Below are 19018 nucleotides of genomic sequence, written 5' to 3'. Positions count from 1 at the left end.
AACGACCCTCGTTGGGCTGTCCTGTTGACGGGACGGGACCTTCGAGAGGGCTCGTTTTGTGTGCGGCGATGCCTATTCAGCCTTGACCAGTCGGTCTTGCGGTCGTGAGAGTGGGGAATGCCCGCGTCTACTCCGTGTGGGCTTTGCAATGTACGAGGGGACGGTCATTTTGCGTTCGTTAGGTGTATCGTCGGCGCAGCAAGGGCTGTGGTTGGCCCAGAAAATGACACCAGAGGTTTCCAACAATACGACCCTGCTCTGGGATATTGCGGGGGAGATCGACCTCGGTGTCCTTCACGCTGCATTGCGGATCGTATTCAGCGAGAGCGACGCGGTCCTGGTCAACTTCCGAGAGGAGGCGGACGGGCTGCGGCAGGTGATTGGGGACCCCGGTCGGCTGGAGCCCTTCGCCGTCGATGTCAGCACGGAGGAAGACCCGGAGGCGGCGGCCCTTGCTCTGCTGACCGACGTGGCGGGCGAACCCTTTGACCTGGCGAACGACATCCTTTTCCGGGCCGGTACCATCCAACTCGCGCCCGCTCGTTGCTTCTTGGTCGTGGTCTTCTACCACATGGTCGCTGATGGTGTCGGCGTGATCGACATGCTGTCGCACAGGGTGGCCGAGGTCTACACGGCGCTCCATAGCGGACTGCCGGTGCCGGAGGCGCTGTTCGAAGGTCCGGAGACGCTTTACGACGCGGACCGTCAGTATCGGGCATCACCGCGGTTCGCCGAGGACGCGCAGTTCTGGAAGGACTATCTCGCAGACGCGTCGACCCCCGTCCAGCTGCCGCGCCTCGGAGCCGGCGTGTCTGGGCTGATGAGCGTCGGTTTCGACGAGCGCGTTCACCCGGCGGATAAATGGGCCGAACTGGCGGCTGCCGTTGGGATGGTGAGCCGCGTTGTCACTGTTCCCGGAGCCGAAGCAGCGCAGTGGCAGAGGACGGCTGAGGACATCGGCGTACGGATGTCCACATTGCTGGCCTCGGCTGCGGCCCTGTACTTCGGCCGGCGCTGTGGCCTGGCGGAGCCGATGTTCTCGCTCAGCGTCAAGAACCGGCACGGAGCCACGAGGCACACTCCCGGACTGACCCTGAACATCGTGCCGATCCGGGCCCACGTCCCGCTGTCGTCCAGTTTCGCCGAGATAGCCACAGCGGTGGCCGCGGAACGGCGCGTGGTGTTCAGCCACTCCACACACCACATCACTGACATCCAGCGCGGCACGGGCTCAACCGGCGCAGCGCGAAGCCCGTTCGGTGTCCTAGTCAACGAGATGCCGTTCGTGAAGGCGCTGGACTTCGCGGGGAGCAAGGCGCATCTCTACTTCGGGACATTGGGCATTGCCGATGAACTGGGCATCTCCATATACCGAGACGGCCGTGAGGGCAGCGACCTGTACCTCCGCATGGACGCTCCGTCCACGCTCTACGAATCAGCGGAGCTGCTGCAGCTCTGCGACGAGCTGGTGGCGTTCATCCGCGCCGCGGTGGACCGGCCCGACGTCCCCGTCGGCCGGCTTGAGGCGCTGCGGCCGGAGCACCGCGACCTGTTGCTGACCCAGATCAACGACACCGCGGCGCCGACACCTGAGCTGACCGTCCCCGAGTTGGTGCGGCGACAGGCTGTGGCGACCCCTGAAGCGGTCGCCGTCACCGCCGACGGAACCTCGCTGACGTACCGGGAACTGGAGGAGCGCGCGGGCCGCCTGGCCGCGGAGCTGACACGGCGCGGTGTCGGCCCAGACACTCTGGTGGCGGTGGTGCTGCCCCGATCGCTGGAGCTGGTGACATCGCTGCTCGCGGTGCTCAAGGCGGGCGGCGCATACGTGCCGATCGACCCCGCCCACCCTGTCGAGCGGGTGGAGCTCATGCTGCGGGATGTCCGTCCGGTGCTGGCCCTGACCCGCACTGAGCACGCCGGTGCCGTGCCCGAAGGCGCATGTCCTTTGGTGTTCCTCGACCGTCTGGACACGCTGCCGGACGAAGTGGTGTCCAGCACCGGCCTCGTGGACCGATTGGCGTACGTCATGTTCACCTCGGGCTCGACGGGGGCGCCGAAGGGCATCGGGGTGACCCACCGGAACATGGTGGACTTCGTGCTGGACCGGGGGTGGGAGTCCGGCCACGAGCGGGTACTGCTGCGCTCACCGCACGCCTTCGACGCGTCGACCTACGAGCTCTGGGTGCCGCTCACGCGCGGAGGCACCGTGGTCGTGGCTCCCCCCGGGGACCTCGACATCGCCACGCTCACGGAGTTGCTCGTCGACGGCCGGCTCACTGCGGTCTGCCTGCCCGCGGCGCTTCTCAACCTTGTCGTCGAGAACGACGCCAAGTCCCTCGCCGGACTGACCCACGTGGTGACAGGCGGGGAACGCGCCCTGCCCGCGACCGTTCGGCGCGCGGTGCAGGCCTGCCCCGGGACGAGGCTGGTGAATGTCTACGGCCCGACGGAGACGACCGTCGCCGCGACCTGCCACTCGGTCGAGGCCGGTGCGGAAATCGGTGACGAGATCCCGATCGGCCGCCCGACGGACAACACGCGCGTCTACGTGCTGGACAGGGCTCTGCAGTTGGTGCCGCCGGGGAGCCCCGGCGAGCTGTACCTGGCTGGTTCCGGTCTGGCGCGCGGGTACGTCGGCAGACACGGACTCACCGCGGAGCGGTTCGTCGCCTGCCCGTACGGGGAGGCCGGCGAGCGGATGTACCGCACCGGGGACATCGTGGCTCTGGCACCCTCCGGCGAGCTGGTCTTCGTGGGCCGTGCGGACGAGCAGGTCAAGATCCGTGGCTTCCGGATCGAACCGGGCGAGATCGAGGCGGTTCTGGAGACGCACCAGGGCGTCGCGGGCGCCGGGGTCGTCGCCCGCGAGGACCCCGGCGCAGGCGGCGGAAAGCAATTGGTCGCCTACGTCGCCGCGGTCGACTCCCTGACCGTCGACGAGCTGCGCGGGTTCGTCGCGCAGCGGCTGCCGGAATTCATGGTGCCCGCGGTCTTCGTCCTGCTGGACCAGCTGCCGGTGAGTCCCAACGGCAAGCTGGACCGCGCGGCGCTGCCGGATCCCGAATTCGTGCACGAGGACTACCGCGCGCCGCGGACGCAACGCGAAGAGATCCTGGTGCGCCTGTACGCCGAGCTGATCGGCCTCGACCGGGTCGGCATCGACGACAACTTCTTCCTGCTCGGCGGGCATTCGCTGCTCGCCACCCGCCTGGCCAACCGGATCCGTGCCGAGCTCGGCGTGGAGATCTCGATCGGCGTGGTGTTCGCGGCGCCCACGGTCGCCGAACTGGCAGAGCACCTGGACGCGGGCACCCGGGTGCGCCCGCCGCTGCGGCCGGTGCAGCGCCCGGACCGGGTACCGCTGTCGTTCGCGCAGCAGCGGCTGTGGTTCCTGCACCGGTTCGAGAACCCGTCCGCCACCTACAACATTCCGGCCGTGTTCCGTCTGACCGGCCCGCTGGACGTGGCGGCGCTGACCGCGGCGCTGCGGGACGTGGTCGCGCGGCACGAGGCGCTGCGGACCTTGATCACCGAGGACGACCAGGGAATCCCTTACCAGCGGCTGGTTCCCGCGCATGAGGCCGAGATCGACCTGCCGGTCGTGCTGGTGCGGCCCGGCGTGCTCACCGACGCCCTGGCCGAATCGGCGGCCCGGCTCTTCGACCTGTCCCGGGACCTCCCCGTACGGGCGGAGGTGCTCCGGCTCTCCACCGAGGAACACGTCCTGGTCCTGGTGCTCCATCACATCGCGGGCGACGGTGAGTCCGTGGTGCCCATGGGACGCGACCTTTCGACCGCGTACGCCTCCCGGCGCGACGGCCGCGCTCCGGACTGGCCGGGACTGCCGGTGCAGTACGCCGACTACACCCTCTGGCAACGCGAACTACTCGCTGACGGGACCGACGAGGACTGCCTGCTCGGCCGTCAGCTCGCGTACTGGCAGAGGGAGCTGGCAGGCGTGACGCAGCCCCTGCTGCTCCCGACCGATCGCCCGCGACCGCCGGTGGCGAGCCAGCGCGGTGACCTGCTCGACTTCACCGTCGAGCCGGAGCTGCTGGCCCAGGTGGAAGAACTTGCCTGCGCCCACGGCGTGACCGCCTCGATCGTCTTGCAGAGTGCCCTGGCCGTGCTGCTGTACCAGCTGGGCGGCGGTGATGACATCACCATCGGTTCGCCGATCGCGGGCCGTACCGATGAGGCGCTGGCGGATCTGGTCGGATTCTTCGTCAACACCTGGGTGCTGCGGGTCCGTCCGGCCGGGAACCTGTCGTTCGAGCAGGTCATGGAGGAGGTTCGCGACAAGGCGCTCGCGGCATACGACCATCAGGACGCGCCGTTCGACCGGCTGGTCGAGCTGCTCAATCCGGATCGCTCGCTCGCGTACCACCCGCTGTTCCAGGTGATGTTCGCCTGGCAGGACACCCTGCCCGGCTTCGACCTTTCCGGTGTGCGGGCCGAATGGGACGTGGTCCATACCGGCACTGCCAAGTTCGACCTGCTGTTCAACCTCGGGCCCGACCCCGACGGACAGCACCTGCGTGGCGGCATCGAGTACGCCACCGACCTGTTCGACCGGGCCACTGTCGAGCAGATCGCCGAGCGCTTCGTCCGGGTCCTCCGGCAGGTCGTCGCCGACCCCACCCGCCCGGTCGGGGCCGTCGACGTGCTTGACCCGAGCGAACAGGACTGGTTCGCCGGTGAACTCAACGCCGCGCAGACGCCCGTTCCCGAAGCGACGATCCCCGAGGAGCTGGCGCGACAGGCGGCCGCGACGCCGGAGGCCACCGCCGTGCTCGCCGACCGGACGACGCTGACCTACCGGGAGCTCAACACCCGCGCCAACCGCCTCGCCCACGAGCTCATCAGCCGGGGAGTCGGCCCGGAGACCATCGTGGCCGTCGCCCTGCCACGCTCGCCCGAACTGGCCGTGGCGCTGCTGGCCGTACTCAAGTCCGGCGGGGCGTACCTGCCGATCGATCCCGAACACGTCGGCATCCGCACGGAGTTCGTCCTCTCCGACGCGCGCCCGCAGGTGATCGTCACCGACGAGGTGACCGCGGCCGTGCTGCCTGGTGGTGACATACCCCGTCTCTGCCTCGGCGAAGGCGCCCACCCCGGCGACGACCGCGACGACGCCGACCCGGACCCGAGCCTGGTGCGGCCGGACCGGCTGGCCTGCCTCATGTATGTCTCCGGCCCGACGGGCCGGCCGAAGGGCGTCGCCCTCACCCATCGCAATGTCCTGTCCCTGTTCGCGGGGGCGCAGGACCGGTGCGGATTCGGCCCGGACGATGTATGGACCTGGTGTCATTCGCCAGCCTCCGACGTCTCGGTATGGGAGATGTGGGGTGCCCTGCTGCACGGTGGCCGGGTCGTGGTCGTGCCGAAGGAAGTCGAGCGCTCACCCGAGGCACTCTGGGACCTCGTGGTCTGCGACGGCGTCACGGTCCTCAACCTGGTGCCTGCCACGTTCTACGAGATGGCCCCGTCCGCCCGGACCGCCTTCGAGCGCCGTCTGCGCTCCGCGGTACGCATGGTGATCTTCGCTGCCGAAGAGCCCGATCCGGCCCGCCTCGAAGGGTGGTACCCGCACGAACTGTCCGGCGCACCGGCCCTGGTGACCATGTACGGCTCTGCCGAGACGCCGGTGCACGTCAGCCACCTGAAGCTCACCGAGGACCACGCGGGCCAGGGGACAAGGCCAATCGGCCGGCCGCTCGACACCGTCCGGGCCTATGTGCTGGGACCCGGGATGCGCCCGCTGCCTCAGGGCGCGGTGGGGGAGGTGTACGTGGCCGGGGCGGGCGTCGCCCGCGGCTATCGCGGCAGTCCGGTCCTGACCGCCGAGCGCTTCGTGCCGGATCCGTTCGGCCCGGCGGGCTCGCGGATGTACCGTACCGGCGACCTGGCGCGGTACGACCGTGCCGGGCAACTGGAGTATGTCGGCCGGACCGACTCACAGGTCCGGATCGGCGGTCTCCGGATCGAACCCGCCGAGATCGAGGCCGCCCTGCTCGGCTACCCGGGCGTCGCGCAGGCCGCTGTGGTGGTCAGGGAGGACCGTTCCGGTGAACGGCGGCTCGTGGGCTATGTCGTACCTGTCGGGCCCGCGGACACCAGCGGTGCGGCGAGCATCAGCGACGTCGACATCGACCTCAACGCCGGTGTCACGGTGGGAGAGCTACGGGCGTTCGTGGCACGGCAGTTGCCTGAGTTCATGGTGCCCGCCGCGATCGTGGTCCTCGATGAGCTGCCCATGACCGCGACCGGGACGCTGGACCGGTCCGCCCTGCCGGATCCGGAACTCGCCGGTGCTTCCTACCGGGCACCTGGCTCGGCGACGGAGGAGACCCTCGCCCGGATCTACGCCGAGGTGCTCGGCCTCGACCGGGTCGGCGTCGACGACGACTTCTTCGCAGTGGGTGGCGAGAGCATCCGGTCCATCCAGGTGGCCGTCCGTGCGCGGACCGCCGGGCTAGAGATCACACCCCGGCAGGTGTTCGAGCACCGGACCGTCGCACGGCTCGCCGAAGTGGCCAGCGTGGCCGCCGGGAACCCCGTCGCGGCCCTCGAAGAGCTCGACGGCGGAGCCATGGGATGGCTGCCCCTGCCCCCCATCGCGTGGTACGTGCTCGGACAGGGCGGCAGCCATGAGGGGTTCGCCCAGAGTATGGTGCTCGCGCTGCCGGACGGTATCGACGAGGCCGGCCTGTCGGCGACCTTGACCGCGGTGCTGAACCACCACCATGTGCTGGGTTCCCGGTTGGTGCTGGAGCCGGAGGCCGGTCTGGTCGTCGGCAGCCCGGCGGACGCGGACGGACTGATCCGCCGCGTTGACTGGGACGGTGGCTGGTCCGGGGACTTCTGGGACAGCTTGCTGGCCGACGAGCTGCGTGGCGCGGCGGCGCAACTGGCGCCGGCGTCCGGAGTGATGGCTCGGACCGTTTGGTTCCGTTCCGGCCGAGGCCCTGGCCGGCTGCTGGTCGTCCTGCATCACCTGATCGTCGACAGTGTGTCGTGGCAGATCCTGCTTCCCGAATTCGCCGAGGCGTGGGGCCAGGTGCGCGCGGGCCGTGCCGCCGAGCTGCCGCCGACGGGCACGTCCGTGCGGCGGTGGTCGCACGCGCTCGTCGAAGAATCCGGCCGACCGGGCCGGGCGGCGGAGACAGCGGTGTGGAAGCAGCTGCTGACCGGCCCGGACCCCGTTCTGGGAGCGCGGCCGCTCGACCCCTCGGTCGACCTCATGTCCACGCTGGACAGTGTGCGGATCGAGCTGTCCGCCGAGGTGACCCAGGCCCTACTGACCACTCTGCCTGCCGCGTTCCGCTGTGGGGCCAACGACGGGATGCTCGCCGCCCTCGCGGTCGCCGTCCGGCGGTGGCGGGCGACCGGCGACCCCTCGGTCCTGATTCGCCTCGAAGGCCACGGCCGTGAGGAGCAGGTGGTCCCGGGGGCGGACCTGTCCCGCACGGTCGGCTGGTTCACCAGCATGTTCCCGGTCCGGCTCGACGTCGGCGCGGTCGATCCCGACGAGGTGCTCTCCGGGGGCCGGGCGGCCGGCGACCTGATGAAGTCCGTCAAGGAACAGCTGCTCGCGATCCCGGACAGGGGTGTCGGCTACGGCTTGCTGCGTTATCTGAACCCGCGGACGGGGGCGGAACTCGCGGAGTGCCCGACCGGGCAGATCACGTTCAACTACCTCGGCGGTTTCTCCGCCGGGGACATGCCCGAGACGGCGCGTGGTCTCGGCTGGGGGCCGGCGCCCGAAGCGGGCGGCCTCTCGGCGCCCTTGGACGGGGACATGCCGGCGATGTCCGCGCTCGATGTGACCGCGGCCGTGGCCTACGACGGGGGTGTGCGGCGCCTCGGTGCCACCTTCAGCTTTCCCCGCGGCGTGTTCTCCTGCGACCAGGTGCTGGAGCTGGCGAACCTGTGGCAAGCCGTACTGGAAGGGCTCGCGCACCATGCGACCTCGTCCGGAGCCGGCGGAATCACCCCGTCGGACGTCCCGCTCGTCGCGGTGAGCCAACGCGAAATCGACGCCTGGCAGGCCCGCCACCCGGGTCTCGCCGACATCTGGCCGCTGACCCCACTGCAGTCGGGGCTGCTGTTCCACGCCTCGCTCGCCGGCTCGTCGTTCGACGCCTACCAGGTCCAACTGGTCTTCCATCTGGCCGGACGGGTCGATCCGGACCGGATGCGGGCGGCCGGCCAGGCGCTGCTCGCTCGGCACACCAGCCTGCGGGCCGGGTTCGTCACCGGTGCGACCGGCGAGCCGGTGCAGATCGTGGTCGACGGTGTGCCCCTGCCGTGGCAGGACGTCGACCTGTGCGCCGTACCCGGCCCGGAGCGCGCCCAGGCTCTGGAGCGGTTGCTGGCCGAGGACCTGAACACCCACTTCGCGCTGGACACGCCGCCACTGCTGCGGCTGACCCTGGTCCGCACCGGGCCCGAACGCGCCGAACTCGTGCTCACCTCGCACCACGTGCTGTTCGACGGCTGGTCTATGCCGATCCTCATGAAGGAACTGCTGCATCTCTACGCCACCGTGGGCGATCCGGCGGCGCTGCCGAGATCCCGCGACTACCGGCTGTTCCTGGAGTGGCTCGCCCGCCAGGACCTCGACAAGTCCGCAGAGGTGTGGGCCGACGAGCTCGACGGGGTCGAGGAACCGACGCTGCTGGCCGCGCAGGCGGCGTCCGCACCGGCCAGGTCTGCACCGGACGTGCCGGAGATCGGGCACGTCGACGTCGCGCTGTCCGCCGTGGACTCCGGGGAGCTGTCCCGCCGTGCCGCCGAACTGGGCGTCACGGTCAACACGATTGTGCAGTGCGCCTGGGGACTCCTGCTGGCCGAGCTGACGGGCCGCCAGGACGTGGTGTTCGGCGCCACGGTGTCCGGCAGGCCCCCCGCTGTCGGCGGCGCCGACACCATGGTCGGGCTGTTCATCAACACCGTGCCGGTACGGGTGCGGTATGCGCCGTCCGACACCGTGGCCGAGCTGCTGGCCCGGTTGCAGAGTCAGCAGGCCGCGCTCCTGGAACACCACCACTACGGGCTCAGCGACATCCACCGGCTGACCGGACTGGACGTCCTCTTCGACACGCTGGTCGCCTTTGAGTCCTACCCCATCGACCGGGTCGGGATCAGTGACGCCAACGCCGTGGCGGGCATCGAGGTCACCGGGATCCGCCCGTTCACGGTCACCCACTATCCGCTTACGGTGATGGCCGCCGCTGATCCGCAGCTGCGGCTCTCCCTGCAGTACCAGCAGAAACTGTTCGGCCGGGACGCGGCCGAGGACATCGCCGCGCGGTTCGCACGCGTCCTGCGGAATCTCACGGGTGAACCGGACCGGCTGGTCGCCGTCTTGGACGTCCTGACGGCGGGGGAGCGTGACCGTCTGCTGTACGAGTACAACGACACCGCAACACCCGTTCCCGCCCTGACGATTCCCGAGCTGTTCGCGCGGCAGGCCGCCGCGACGCCCGACGCGGTCGCGGTGGTCGACGAGTCGACGACGCTGACCTATCAGGAGCTCAACGTCCGGGCGAACCGGCTGGCACATGCGCTGATCGCGCGGGGCGCGGGGCCGGAGACCGTCACAGCCGTGGCACTCCCGCGCTCGGCGGATCTGGTCGTGGCGATCCTGGCGGTACTCAAGGCGGGCGGCGCCTATCTGCCGGTCGACCCGGATTTCCCGGGCGCCCGACTGGACTTCGTGCTCGCCGACGCGTCCCCGCTGCTGATCCTCACCGACGCGAAGACCTCGCCCACGCTGCCGTGCCCCGCGATACCCAGGCTGAGGCTCGACGAGATCACCGCGACCGCAGACACCGATCCGGCAGACCGGGCACAGCCGGACAACCTGGCGTACCTGATGTACACGTCCGGATCGACCGGGACGCCGAAGGGCGTCGCGATCACCCACGGCAATGTGGTCAACGGTGTGGCAGGGCTGGTCGACAGCCTGGGTGTGCCACCGGGGTGGCGGATGCTCGCGGGCACATCGATCGGATTCGACGTGTCGGTCTTCGAGATGTTCACGACGCTGAGCACCGGCGGCAGCGTCGAAGTGGTTCGCGACGTTCTGGTCCTCGGCGAGCGCGAGAGCTGGGCGGGCGGCGTGGTCAGCACGGTCCCCTCGGCATTCGGCGAGCTGGCGGACCAGCTGATCGGCCGGGTCAGTGCCGACGCGGTCGTGTTCGCGGGCGAATCGCTGCCCGCCGGGCTCGTGGCGCAGGTCCACAAGGCCCTGCCCGGGGCAGGGGTCGTCAACGCCTACGGCCAGAGCGAGACCTTCTATGCGACCACGCACATCGTGGCCGCCGACGCGGACCGGCAGACGACCGGAACCGTGCCGATCGGCACCCCGCTCGGCAACGTACGCGTGTACGTGCTGGGCCCCGGCCTGGCGCCGGTGCCACCGGGTGTGGCGGGCGAGTTGTATGTCGCCGGCGCGAGCATGGGCCGGGGCTACCAGCACCGTGCAGGCCTGACCGCGGAGCGGTTCGTGGCCGACCCGTTCGGCCCGCCGGGCTCGCGGATGTACCGCACCGGCGACCTCGGCCGCTGGAACGCCGACGGCAGTCTGGAGTGCACCGGGCGCGTCGACGCTCAGGTCAAGGTCCGCGGTTACCGGATCGAGCCCGCCGAGGTCGAAGCCGCGCTGGCAGCGCACCCAGCGGTCGGACAGGCCGTCGTCGTCAGCCGGCAGACCGGTGCCACCTCGCAACTGGTGGCGTATGTGGTCCTCGGCGACCCGGCGACCGCCGAGGAGTTGCGGGCGTTCACCGAAGCGCGGCTGCCGGCCTTCATGGTGCCGTCGGCCGTGGTCCTCCAGGACCGGTTCCCCCTGACGCCCAGTGGGAAGCTGGACCGCAGGGCGCTTCCGGAACCCGAGTTCACCGGCGCTGAGTACCGGGCTCCGCGGACACGCCGGGAAGAGGACCTGGCGGCGCTGTTCGCCGAGGTGCTCGGCGTCGACCGGGTCGGCATCGACGACGATTTCTTCGTGCTGGGCGGGCACTCCCTGCTCGCCACGCGGCTGGTCGGCCGCATCCGAGCCGAGTTGGAGATCGAGGTCCCGATCCGGACCGTCCTTGAGACGGCGACGGTCGAGCGGCTGGCGGCCCGCCTCGTGGCGGGGTCGCGGGTGCGGCCCACCTTGACGCGGGCGGAGCGTCCGGAGCGGATACCGCTGTCGTTCGCACAGCGGCGGATGTGGTTCATCGACCGGTTCGAGGGTCCCTCCGCCACGTACAACCTCCCCCTGGCCGTGCGGCTGCACGGTGAGCTGGACGTGGCTGCGCTCGGTTCGGCGATGCTCGACGTGCTGGGCCGGCACGAGAGCCTGCGGACACTGATCGCCGAGGACGAGGGTGGTGTCGCCTTCCAGCGTGTGCTGCCGGCGGATGAGGTGCTGCTGGACATACCGGTGGTGCCGGTGACCGAGGAAGACGTGGCCGGCCTCGTGGCCGAGCTCGCCGCCCACGAGTTCGATCTGTACACCGAGATACCTGTCCGGACGCGCCTGCTCCGCTGCGCGCACGACGAGCATGTACTCGTGCTGGTGATCCACCACATCGCCGCGGACGGCGGGTCAGCCGCACCGTTGACCCGTGACGTGTCGCTCGCCTACGCGGCGCGGCGGGAGGGGCGGCCGCCACAGTGGCCTGATCTGCCGGTGCAGTACGCCGACTACACGCTCTGGCACGCGGAGCTGCTCGGTGACGAGAGCGCCCCCGACAGCCTCCTGGCCGAGCAGTTCGGCTACTGGCAGCGCGAACTGGCGGACATACCTGTGCCGTTGGCCCTGCCCACGGACCGTCCCCGGCCACCGGTGGCCAGCCACCGGGGTGGCAGGGTCGAGTTCGCCGTCGACCCCGACGTGATGGCCAAGGTGGACGAACTGGCGCGCGGCACCGGCGCGACGGCCTCGATGGTGCTGCAGTCCGCGCTGGCCGTGCTGGTGCATCAGCTGGGCGGTGGTGACGATGTCGCCATCGGCTCGCCCATCGCCGGCCGTACCGACGAGGCGCTGGCGGACCTGGTCGGCTTCTTCGTCAACACGTGGGTGCTGCGGGCCGAGCTGTCAGGGAACCCGTCCTTCGGCCGACTCCTGAAGCAGGTGCGCGGTAAGGCGATGGCGGCGTATGACAACCAGGACGCGCCGTTCGAGCGCCTGGTCGAGCTGCTCAACCCTGACCGGTCCACCGCATACCACCCGCTGTTCCAGATCATGTTCGCGTGGCAGAACACGGCTCCGCTCGATCTCGAACTGCCAGGGCTGCGGGTCGAAGCGGAACCGACCCCAGCGCTCACCGCCAAGTTCGACCTGCTTTTCAACCTCGCCCCCGACGCGGAGGGCGGTGGCGTGTCGGGCGTGATCGAATACGCCACGGACTTGTTCGACGAGGGCAGTGTCGAGAGGATCGCTGCCCAGTTCGGCCGGGTGCTACGGCAAGTCGTCGATGACCCCGCCCAGCGCATCGGCACTGTCGACATCCTCGCCCCAGGGGAACTGGACCGGCTGGTCCATGGGTTCAACGACACGGCCGCGCCGCTGCCCGCTCTGACGATCGTCGACCTGTTCGACCAGCGTGCCGCCGAGACACCGGGCGCTGTCGCGTTGGTGTCCGGCGAGACGGAGCTGACCTATCGGGAGCTCGGCACGCGGGCCGGCCGCCTCGCCCAGGCCCTGTCCCGGCAGGGCGTGGGGCCCGAGACGCTGGTGGCCATCGCGCTGCCGAGGTCGTCGGACCTGGTGGTCGCCATGCTCGCCGTGCTCATGGCGGGCGGTGCCTATCTGCCGATCGACCCGGCGTATCCCAGCCAGCGGCTGGGATATGTACTGGCCGACGCCCGCCCGCGGTTGATCCTGACCGACCCCGAGACCGAGGCGGTGCTGCCGGACCAGGACATCCCCCGTCTCCACCTGGGCGACCTGCGCGGCGAGTCGGGCCGGCCTCCGGTCACCATACGGCCGGGGAACCTGGCGTACTTGATGTACACGTCCGGGTCGACCGGGACGCCCAAGGGCGTAGGGATCACCCACGAGAGCGTCACCAACGGGGTGCTGGCTTTGGTCTCGGCGGTCGGTGTGACGCGCGGGACACGCATGCTCGCCGGAACCTCGGTCAACTTCGACGTGTCGCTGTTCGAGCTGTTCACCACGCTGTGCACGGGCGGGACCGTTGAGCTGGTGCGGGACGTGCTGGTGCTCGACGAGCGGGCCGGCTGGACCGGCGGCGTGATCAGCACGGTCCCCTCGGTCTTCGACGACCTGGTTGAGCGGATCGCCGAGACGACCACCGTGGACACGGTGGTGTTCGCCGGTGAGGCGTTGCGGGCCGGTCTGGTGCGGCGGGTGCGCGAAGCGCTGCCCGACGCACGGCTGATCAACGCATACGGTCAGAGCGAATCCTTCTACGCCAGCACGTTCGAAGTGCCCAGGTCGGAGGAGCCGTACGAGCCGTCGGGCACGGGTACGGGCGCCGTGCCGGTCGGCCGGCCGCTGACCAACATGCGGATGTATGTGCTCGGTGCCGGACTGGCCCCGGTGCCCTCGGGAGTGGTGGGCGAGCTGTACGTCGGTGGGCTGGTCGGCCGTGGATACCACGGCGGCCCCGGCTTGACCGCGGAGCGGTTCGTGCCGGATCCATTCGGCCCCCGGGGCTCGCGTATGTACCGCACCGGTGATCTGGCGCGGTGGAACGCCGCCGGCCAACTGGAGTATGCCGGGCGCGCGGACGCGCAGGTGAAGGTGCGTGGTTTCCGGATCGAGCCCGGCGAGATCGAAGCGGTCCTGACCACGTATCCAGGGGTGGCGCAGGCCGTAGTGATCGCCGACGAGCGCGGGAGCGGCGGCAAGCGACTGGTGGGCTACGTGGTGCCGGCCGGGACCGGCGGTCTTGAGGACGTCGACCTGACGGCCGGCGTCTCGGCGGGGGAGCTGCGTGGCTTCCTCTCGGCGCGGCTGCCCGACTACATGGTGCCCGCGGCGTTCGTCGTGCTGGACCGGCTGCCGCTGACAGTGAACGGCAAGCTGGACCGGGCCGCCCTGCCGGAGCCGGAGTTCACCGGCAACGAGTACCGGGCCCCCGACTCAGCCGAAGAGCAGATTCTGGCCGGGGTGTACGCCGAGGTGCTCGGCCTCGCCATGGTCGGGATCGACGACGACTTCTTCGCCATCGGCGGCGACAGCATCCGCTCGATCCAGGTGGTCGCCCGCGCGAGAACACTGGGAGTCGAGGTCACCCCCAGGCAGGTGTTCGAGTGCCGGACCGTGGCCAAGCTGGCCGAGGCCGTGGCGCTGAGCAGGGCGGAAGGCATGCGCCCGGTCCTGCAGGAGATGGACGGTGGCGGTGCCGGGTGGATGCCGCTCATGCCGGCCGCCAGGTACCTGCTCGAACTCGGTGGCGGTCATGACCGGTTCTCGATGTCGATGGTGCTCGACCTGCCGGCGGGGATCACCAGAGACGGGTTGTCGGCGACGGTAGCCGCCGTGGTCGAGCGCCACGACGTGTTGCGGTCCCGGCTGTCTTCGGAGCCCGAGGAAGGCCTGACCGTCGGTACGCCGGGCTCGGTGGATGTCGGGCAGTGGATTCACCTGGCCGACTGGAACTCGGTCGATCCGTGGGACCGGCGGGTGGCGGAGGAACTGGACGCGGCCGCCGGCCGGCTCGATCCGGCCGCCGGTGCGATGGCGCAGTTCGTCTGGCTCCAGCACGATGAGGGTCCCGGCTGGTTGCTGGTGGTGTTGCACCACCTGGTCGTCGACGGTGTGTCCTGGCGGATCCTTCTCCCGGACTTCGCCGCCGCATGGGAACGGGTGCGCGACGGCCGGCCGACTGCGCTGCCCCGGGTGGCGACGTCGGTGCGGCGGTGGTCGCACGCACTCGTGGAAGAGGCGTCCCGGCCCGGCCGGGTCGCCGAGATGCCGATCTGGCGGAACCTGCTCAGCGGGCCGGACCCGGTGATCGGATCCCGGCGGCTGGACCCCGCAGTGGACGTGACATCCACGGTGGACACCCTGCGGGCGGAGTTGTCCGCCCCGACGACCGAAGCGCTGCTGACCGCGGTGCCTGCGGCGTTCCACGGCGGGGTCAACGACGGCCTGCTGGCTGCACTCGCCCTCGCAGTCAGGCAGTGGCGAGGTACCGAGGACGCCTCGGTCCTGCTCCGGCTGGAGGGACACGGCAGGGAGGAGCAGGTGGTCCCCGGCGCGGACTTGTCGCGCACGCTGGGGTGGTTCACCAGCATGTTCCCGGTCCGCCTCGACGTGGGCGGTATCGACGTGGAGGAGGTACTCGGCGGCGGCGGTGCCGCGGCCGATCTCGTCAAGTCGGTCAAGGAACAGCTGCTGGCGATCCCGGACAAGGGACTCGGCTACGGCCTGCTGCGCTACCTCAACCCGCAGACCGAGGCGGAACTCGCGGCTTGCCCGGAGGCTCAGATCGGGTTCAACTACCTCGGCCAGTTCACCGCGGCCGACATGCCCGAGACGATGCGCGGCCTCGGCTGGGCAGCCGTGCCCGTGCCCGGGATCGGATCGCCGACGCCCGACGGAGACATGCCGGTGATGTCGGCGCTGGAGGTGAACGCGGCCGTCATCGACACCGAACAGGGCCCGCGGCTGTCTGTGGTGTTCTCCTTCCCCACGGGTGTGCTCTCCCGCGGTGAGGTACGGAAGTTGGCGGATCTGTGGTGCGCCGCGCTGGATGGATTGGCCTGGCATACCGCGCAGCCCGGTGCGGGCGGGTTGACGCCGTCCGATCTGTCGCTGGTGTCGGTGAGCCAGAGCGATATCGAAGCGTGGGAGAAGCGGTACCCGGGCGTGGCCGACGTATGGCCGCTGACCGCACTGCAGTCCGGCATGTTGTTCCACAGCATGCTGGCCGACACCTCGTCCGACCCATACCACATGCAACTGGTATTCCACCTGGCCGGCCAGGTGGTTCCGAGGCGGATGCGGGCAGCGGCGCAGGCCCTGCTGAACCGGTATGCAAACTTGCGGACGGCGTTCGTCAACGACTCCACCGGTCGGCTGGTGCAGATTGTGCTGGACGGCGTGGAACTGCCGTGGCGGGAGCTCGACCTGAGTGACCTGGCCGAGGGCGACTGCGAGGACGTGTTCGAGCGGCTGCTGGCCGAGGACCAGGCCACCCGATTCGATCCGGCCGTCTCTCCGCTGCTGCGGATGACCTTGGTCAGGATGGGCCCGGAACGCTCGGAACTGGTCTTCACCGCGAACCACGCCTTGTTCGACGGATGGTCGTTGCCATTGCTGATGCAGGACTTGCTGCGGCTCTACGGTTCCAGCGGAGACGCCTCGGTGCTGCCGCGAGCGCGCAGCTACCGGGACTTCCTGGCGTGGTTGTCCCAGCAGGACCGCGAGGAGTCGGCGCGGGTGTGGGCGAAGGAGTTCCTCGAGCTGGAGGAGCCGACGACGCTGGTCCCCGGCGCCGGTCCTGGGGCGGCACAGGGAGGTCACGGGCAGATCGAGGTTCCCCTGCCGGCGGATGTCACCCGCCAACTCTCCCGGCGTGCAGCCGAGTTGGGCGTCACCTTGAACACCGTGGTCCAAGGGGCCTGGGCGATGGTGCTGGGGCAGTTGACGGGGCGCCAGGATGTGGTGTTCGGCGCCACCGTGTCCGGTAGGCCCCCCGCTGTCGCGGGTGCCGACACCATGGTGGGGCTGTTCATCAACACCGTCCCCGTGCGCGTGCCGTGTTCGCCCGGGGACACGTTCGCCGGGCTGCTGACCGGTTTGCAGGCCCGGCAGGCTGCGCTGATGGACCACCACCCCTACGGGCTGACCGAGATCCAGGAAGCGATCGGGCTGGGCAACCTGTTCGACACCCTCGTCGTGTTCGAGTCCTTTCCGGTCGACCGCGCCGGCATCACCGACGCACATACGACCGCGGGTATCGCGATCACCGGTATTCGCCCGATGACCGGCACCCACTACCCCTTGATGGTGGCGGCCGACGCTTCCCCCTACCTGCGAGTGGGCCTGCAGTACCACGACACCTGGTTCGGCCGGCGTGCGGCGGAAGACATCGCGGCCCGTCTCGGCCGGGTACTGCGGCAACTGGCGGCCGACCCCGACCTGCCGGTCAGGTCGGTGGACACGCTGGAGCCGGCCGAGCGGGACCTGTTGCTGCGTGAGGTCAACGACACGGCGGCGCCGCTGCCGGCGCTGACCGTTCCGGCGTTGTTCGAGCGGCAGGCCGTCGCCACACCGGACGCGGTCGCAGTGGTCTTCGACGATGTCTCGCTGACCTACCGGGAGGTGAACGAGCGGGCGAACCGGCTGGCGCACTGGCTGATCGAGCGCGGGGTCAGGCCGGAACAGCGGGTGGCGTTGATGCTGCCGCGGTCGGCGCACCTGGTGGTGGCGATGCTGGCGGTGCTGAAGGCCGGTGGCACGTATCTGCCGATCGATCCCGCCTACCCGGTGGACCGGGTGCGATTCATGCTCACCGACGCTGCGCCGGTGGCCGTGCTCACCGATCGGGCCACGGCGGGCGGGCTTCCCGAAACACCGGTACCGCACCTGTTCGTCGACGAGTTCGGGAGCGTCAAGACCCAGGACCCGACCGACGCCCACCGGAACGGCACCCTACGACCCACCAACCTCGCTTACCTGATCTACACCTCCGGATCCACCGGCACGCCCAAGGGCGTCGCCATGACCCACCACAACGTGGTGAACAGTGTCAGCACGATGGCGTCACTGCTCGGCATCGATCGCTCCCCGCGGGTGCTGGCGAGCACCTCGGTCTCGTTCGATGTCTCGGTCTTCGAGATCTTCACCACCCTGTGTGCCGGCGGTAGCGTGGAGATGGTCCGTGACATCCTGGCTCTCGGCGAACGCGACGCGTGGTCGGGCAGTGTGCTCTCGACAGCGCCTTCTGCATTCGACGAGTTGCTGCACCACCTCGACACCAAGGTCACCGCCGACACCATCGTCTTCGCCGGCGAGCCACTGACCCCAGCGGTCGTTGAACGCACCCGGGCCTTGATACCCGGCATCCAGATAGTCAACGGCTACGGCCCCACAGAGACGTTCTACGCGTCGACGTACGACGTCCCGGATCCGGGTACCGACAGGGCCCCGGCCCTTGGGCCGGTGCCGATCGGCAGCCCGCTGGGGAATGTACGGGTGTATGTGCTGGATTCGTGGCTGCGGCCGGTTCCACCCGGCGTGGTGGGCGAGTTGTATGTCGCGGGCGCGGGGCTGGCGCGTGGATACCTCGGCCGGCCGGGGCTGACCGCGTCGCAGTTTGTGCCGGATCCCTTCGATTCGGGATCGGCCGGTGGCCGGTTGTATCGCACCGGTGATGTGGTGCGATGGACCTCGGCGGGAGTGCTCCAGTACGTGGGGCGCACCGATGACCAGGTGAAGGTGCGGGGCTTCCGTGTCGAGCCGGGCGAGGTCGAGGCTGTCCTGATGTCACATCCCGGGGTGGCGCAGGCGGTGGTGGTCGCCCGTGACCTCGCAGCAGGCGGCGGCAAACAGCTGGTCGGGTACGTGGTGCCGGACAGGTCCGCCGGATCCGCCGGAGGGGCGGATGCGCTCGATGGCGCAGGGGCGCGCCGGTTCGCCAGCGAGCGGTTGCCGGACTTCATGGTGCCCGCGGTAGTGATGGTGATCGACGCGGTGCCGTTGATGCCGAACGGGAAGCTGGATTGTCAGGCGTTGCCAGACCCGGAATTCGATGCGGTGGTGGAGTACCGCGCGCCGCGCACCGTGCAGGAACAGGCACTGGCGGAGTTGTTCGCCGAGGTGCTCGGCGTCGACCGGGTCGGCATCGATGACGACTTCTTCCTCTTGGGCGGGCACTCGCTGCTCGCCACCCGGCTGATCGTCCGGATCCGCGCCGAACTGGGCATCGAAGTGCCGATCCGGCTGGTGTTCGAGACCCCGACAGTCGCCGGGCTGATGGCCAAATGGACCGACATGGCCGCCTCCCGCAGGCCGCGCCTGCGCAGGATGACCGAGGAGTAA

Annotated in this window: 1 protein-coding gene; it reads left to right on the top strand. The window is 69.9% G+C overall.

Translation table 11 applies throughout. The features are described 5' to 3' along the window. The first annotated feature begins 148 nt into the window (after positions 1–148). On the top strand, positions 149–19018 hold the full coding sequence (locus tag QT196_RS07245; protein WP_290356621.1) for a non-ribosomal peptide synthetase: 18870 nt from the start codon (positions 149–151) through the stop codon (positions 19016–19018).

The sequence above is a fragment of the Streptomyces sp. P9-2B-2 genome (genome assembly GCF_030406865.1).
Classification (GTDB): Bacteria; Actinomycetota; Actinomycetes; order Streptomycetales; family Streptomycetaceae; genus Streptomyces; species Streptomyces platensis.
Note: the sequence above shows the minus strand (reverse complement) of the source record. Positions and strands in the feature narration are given on the sequence as shown.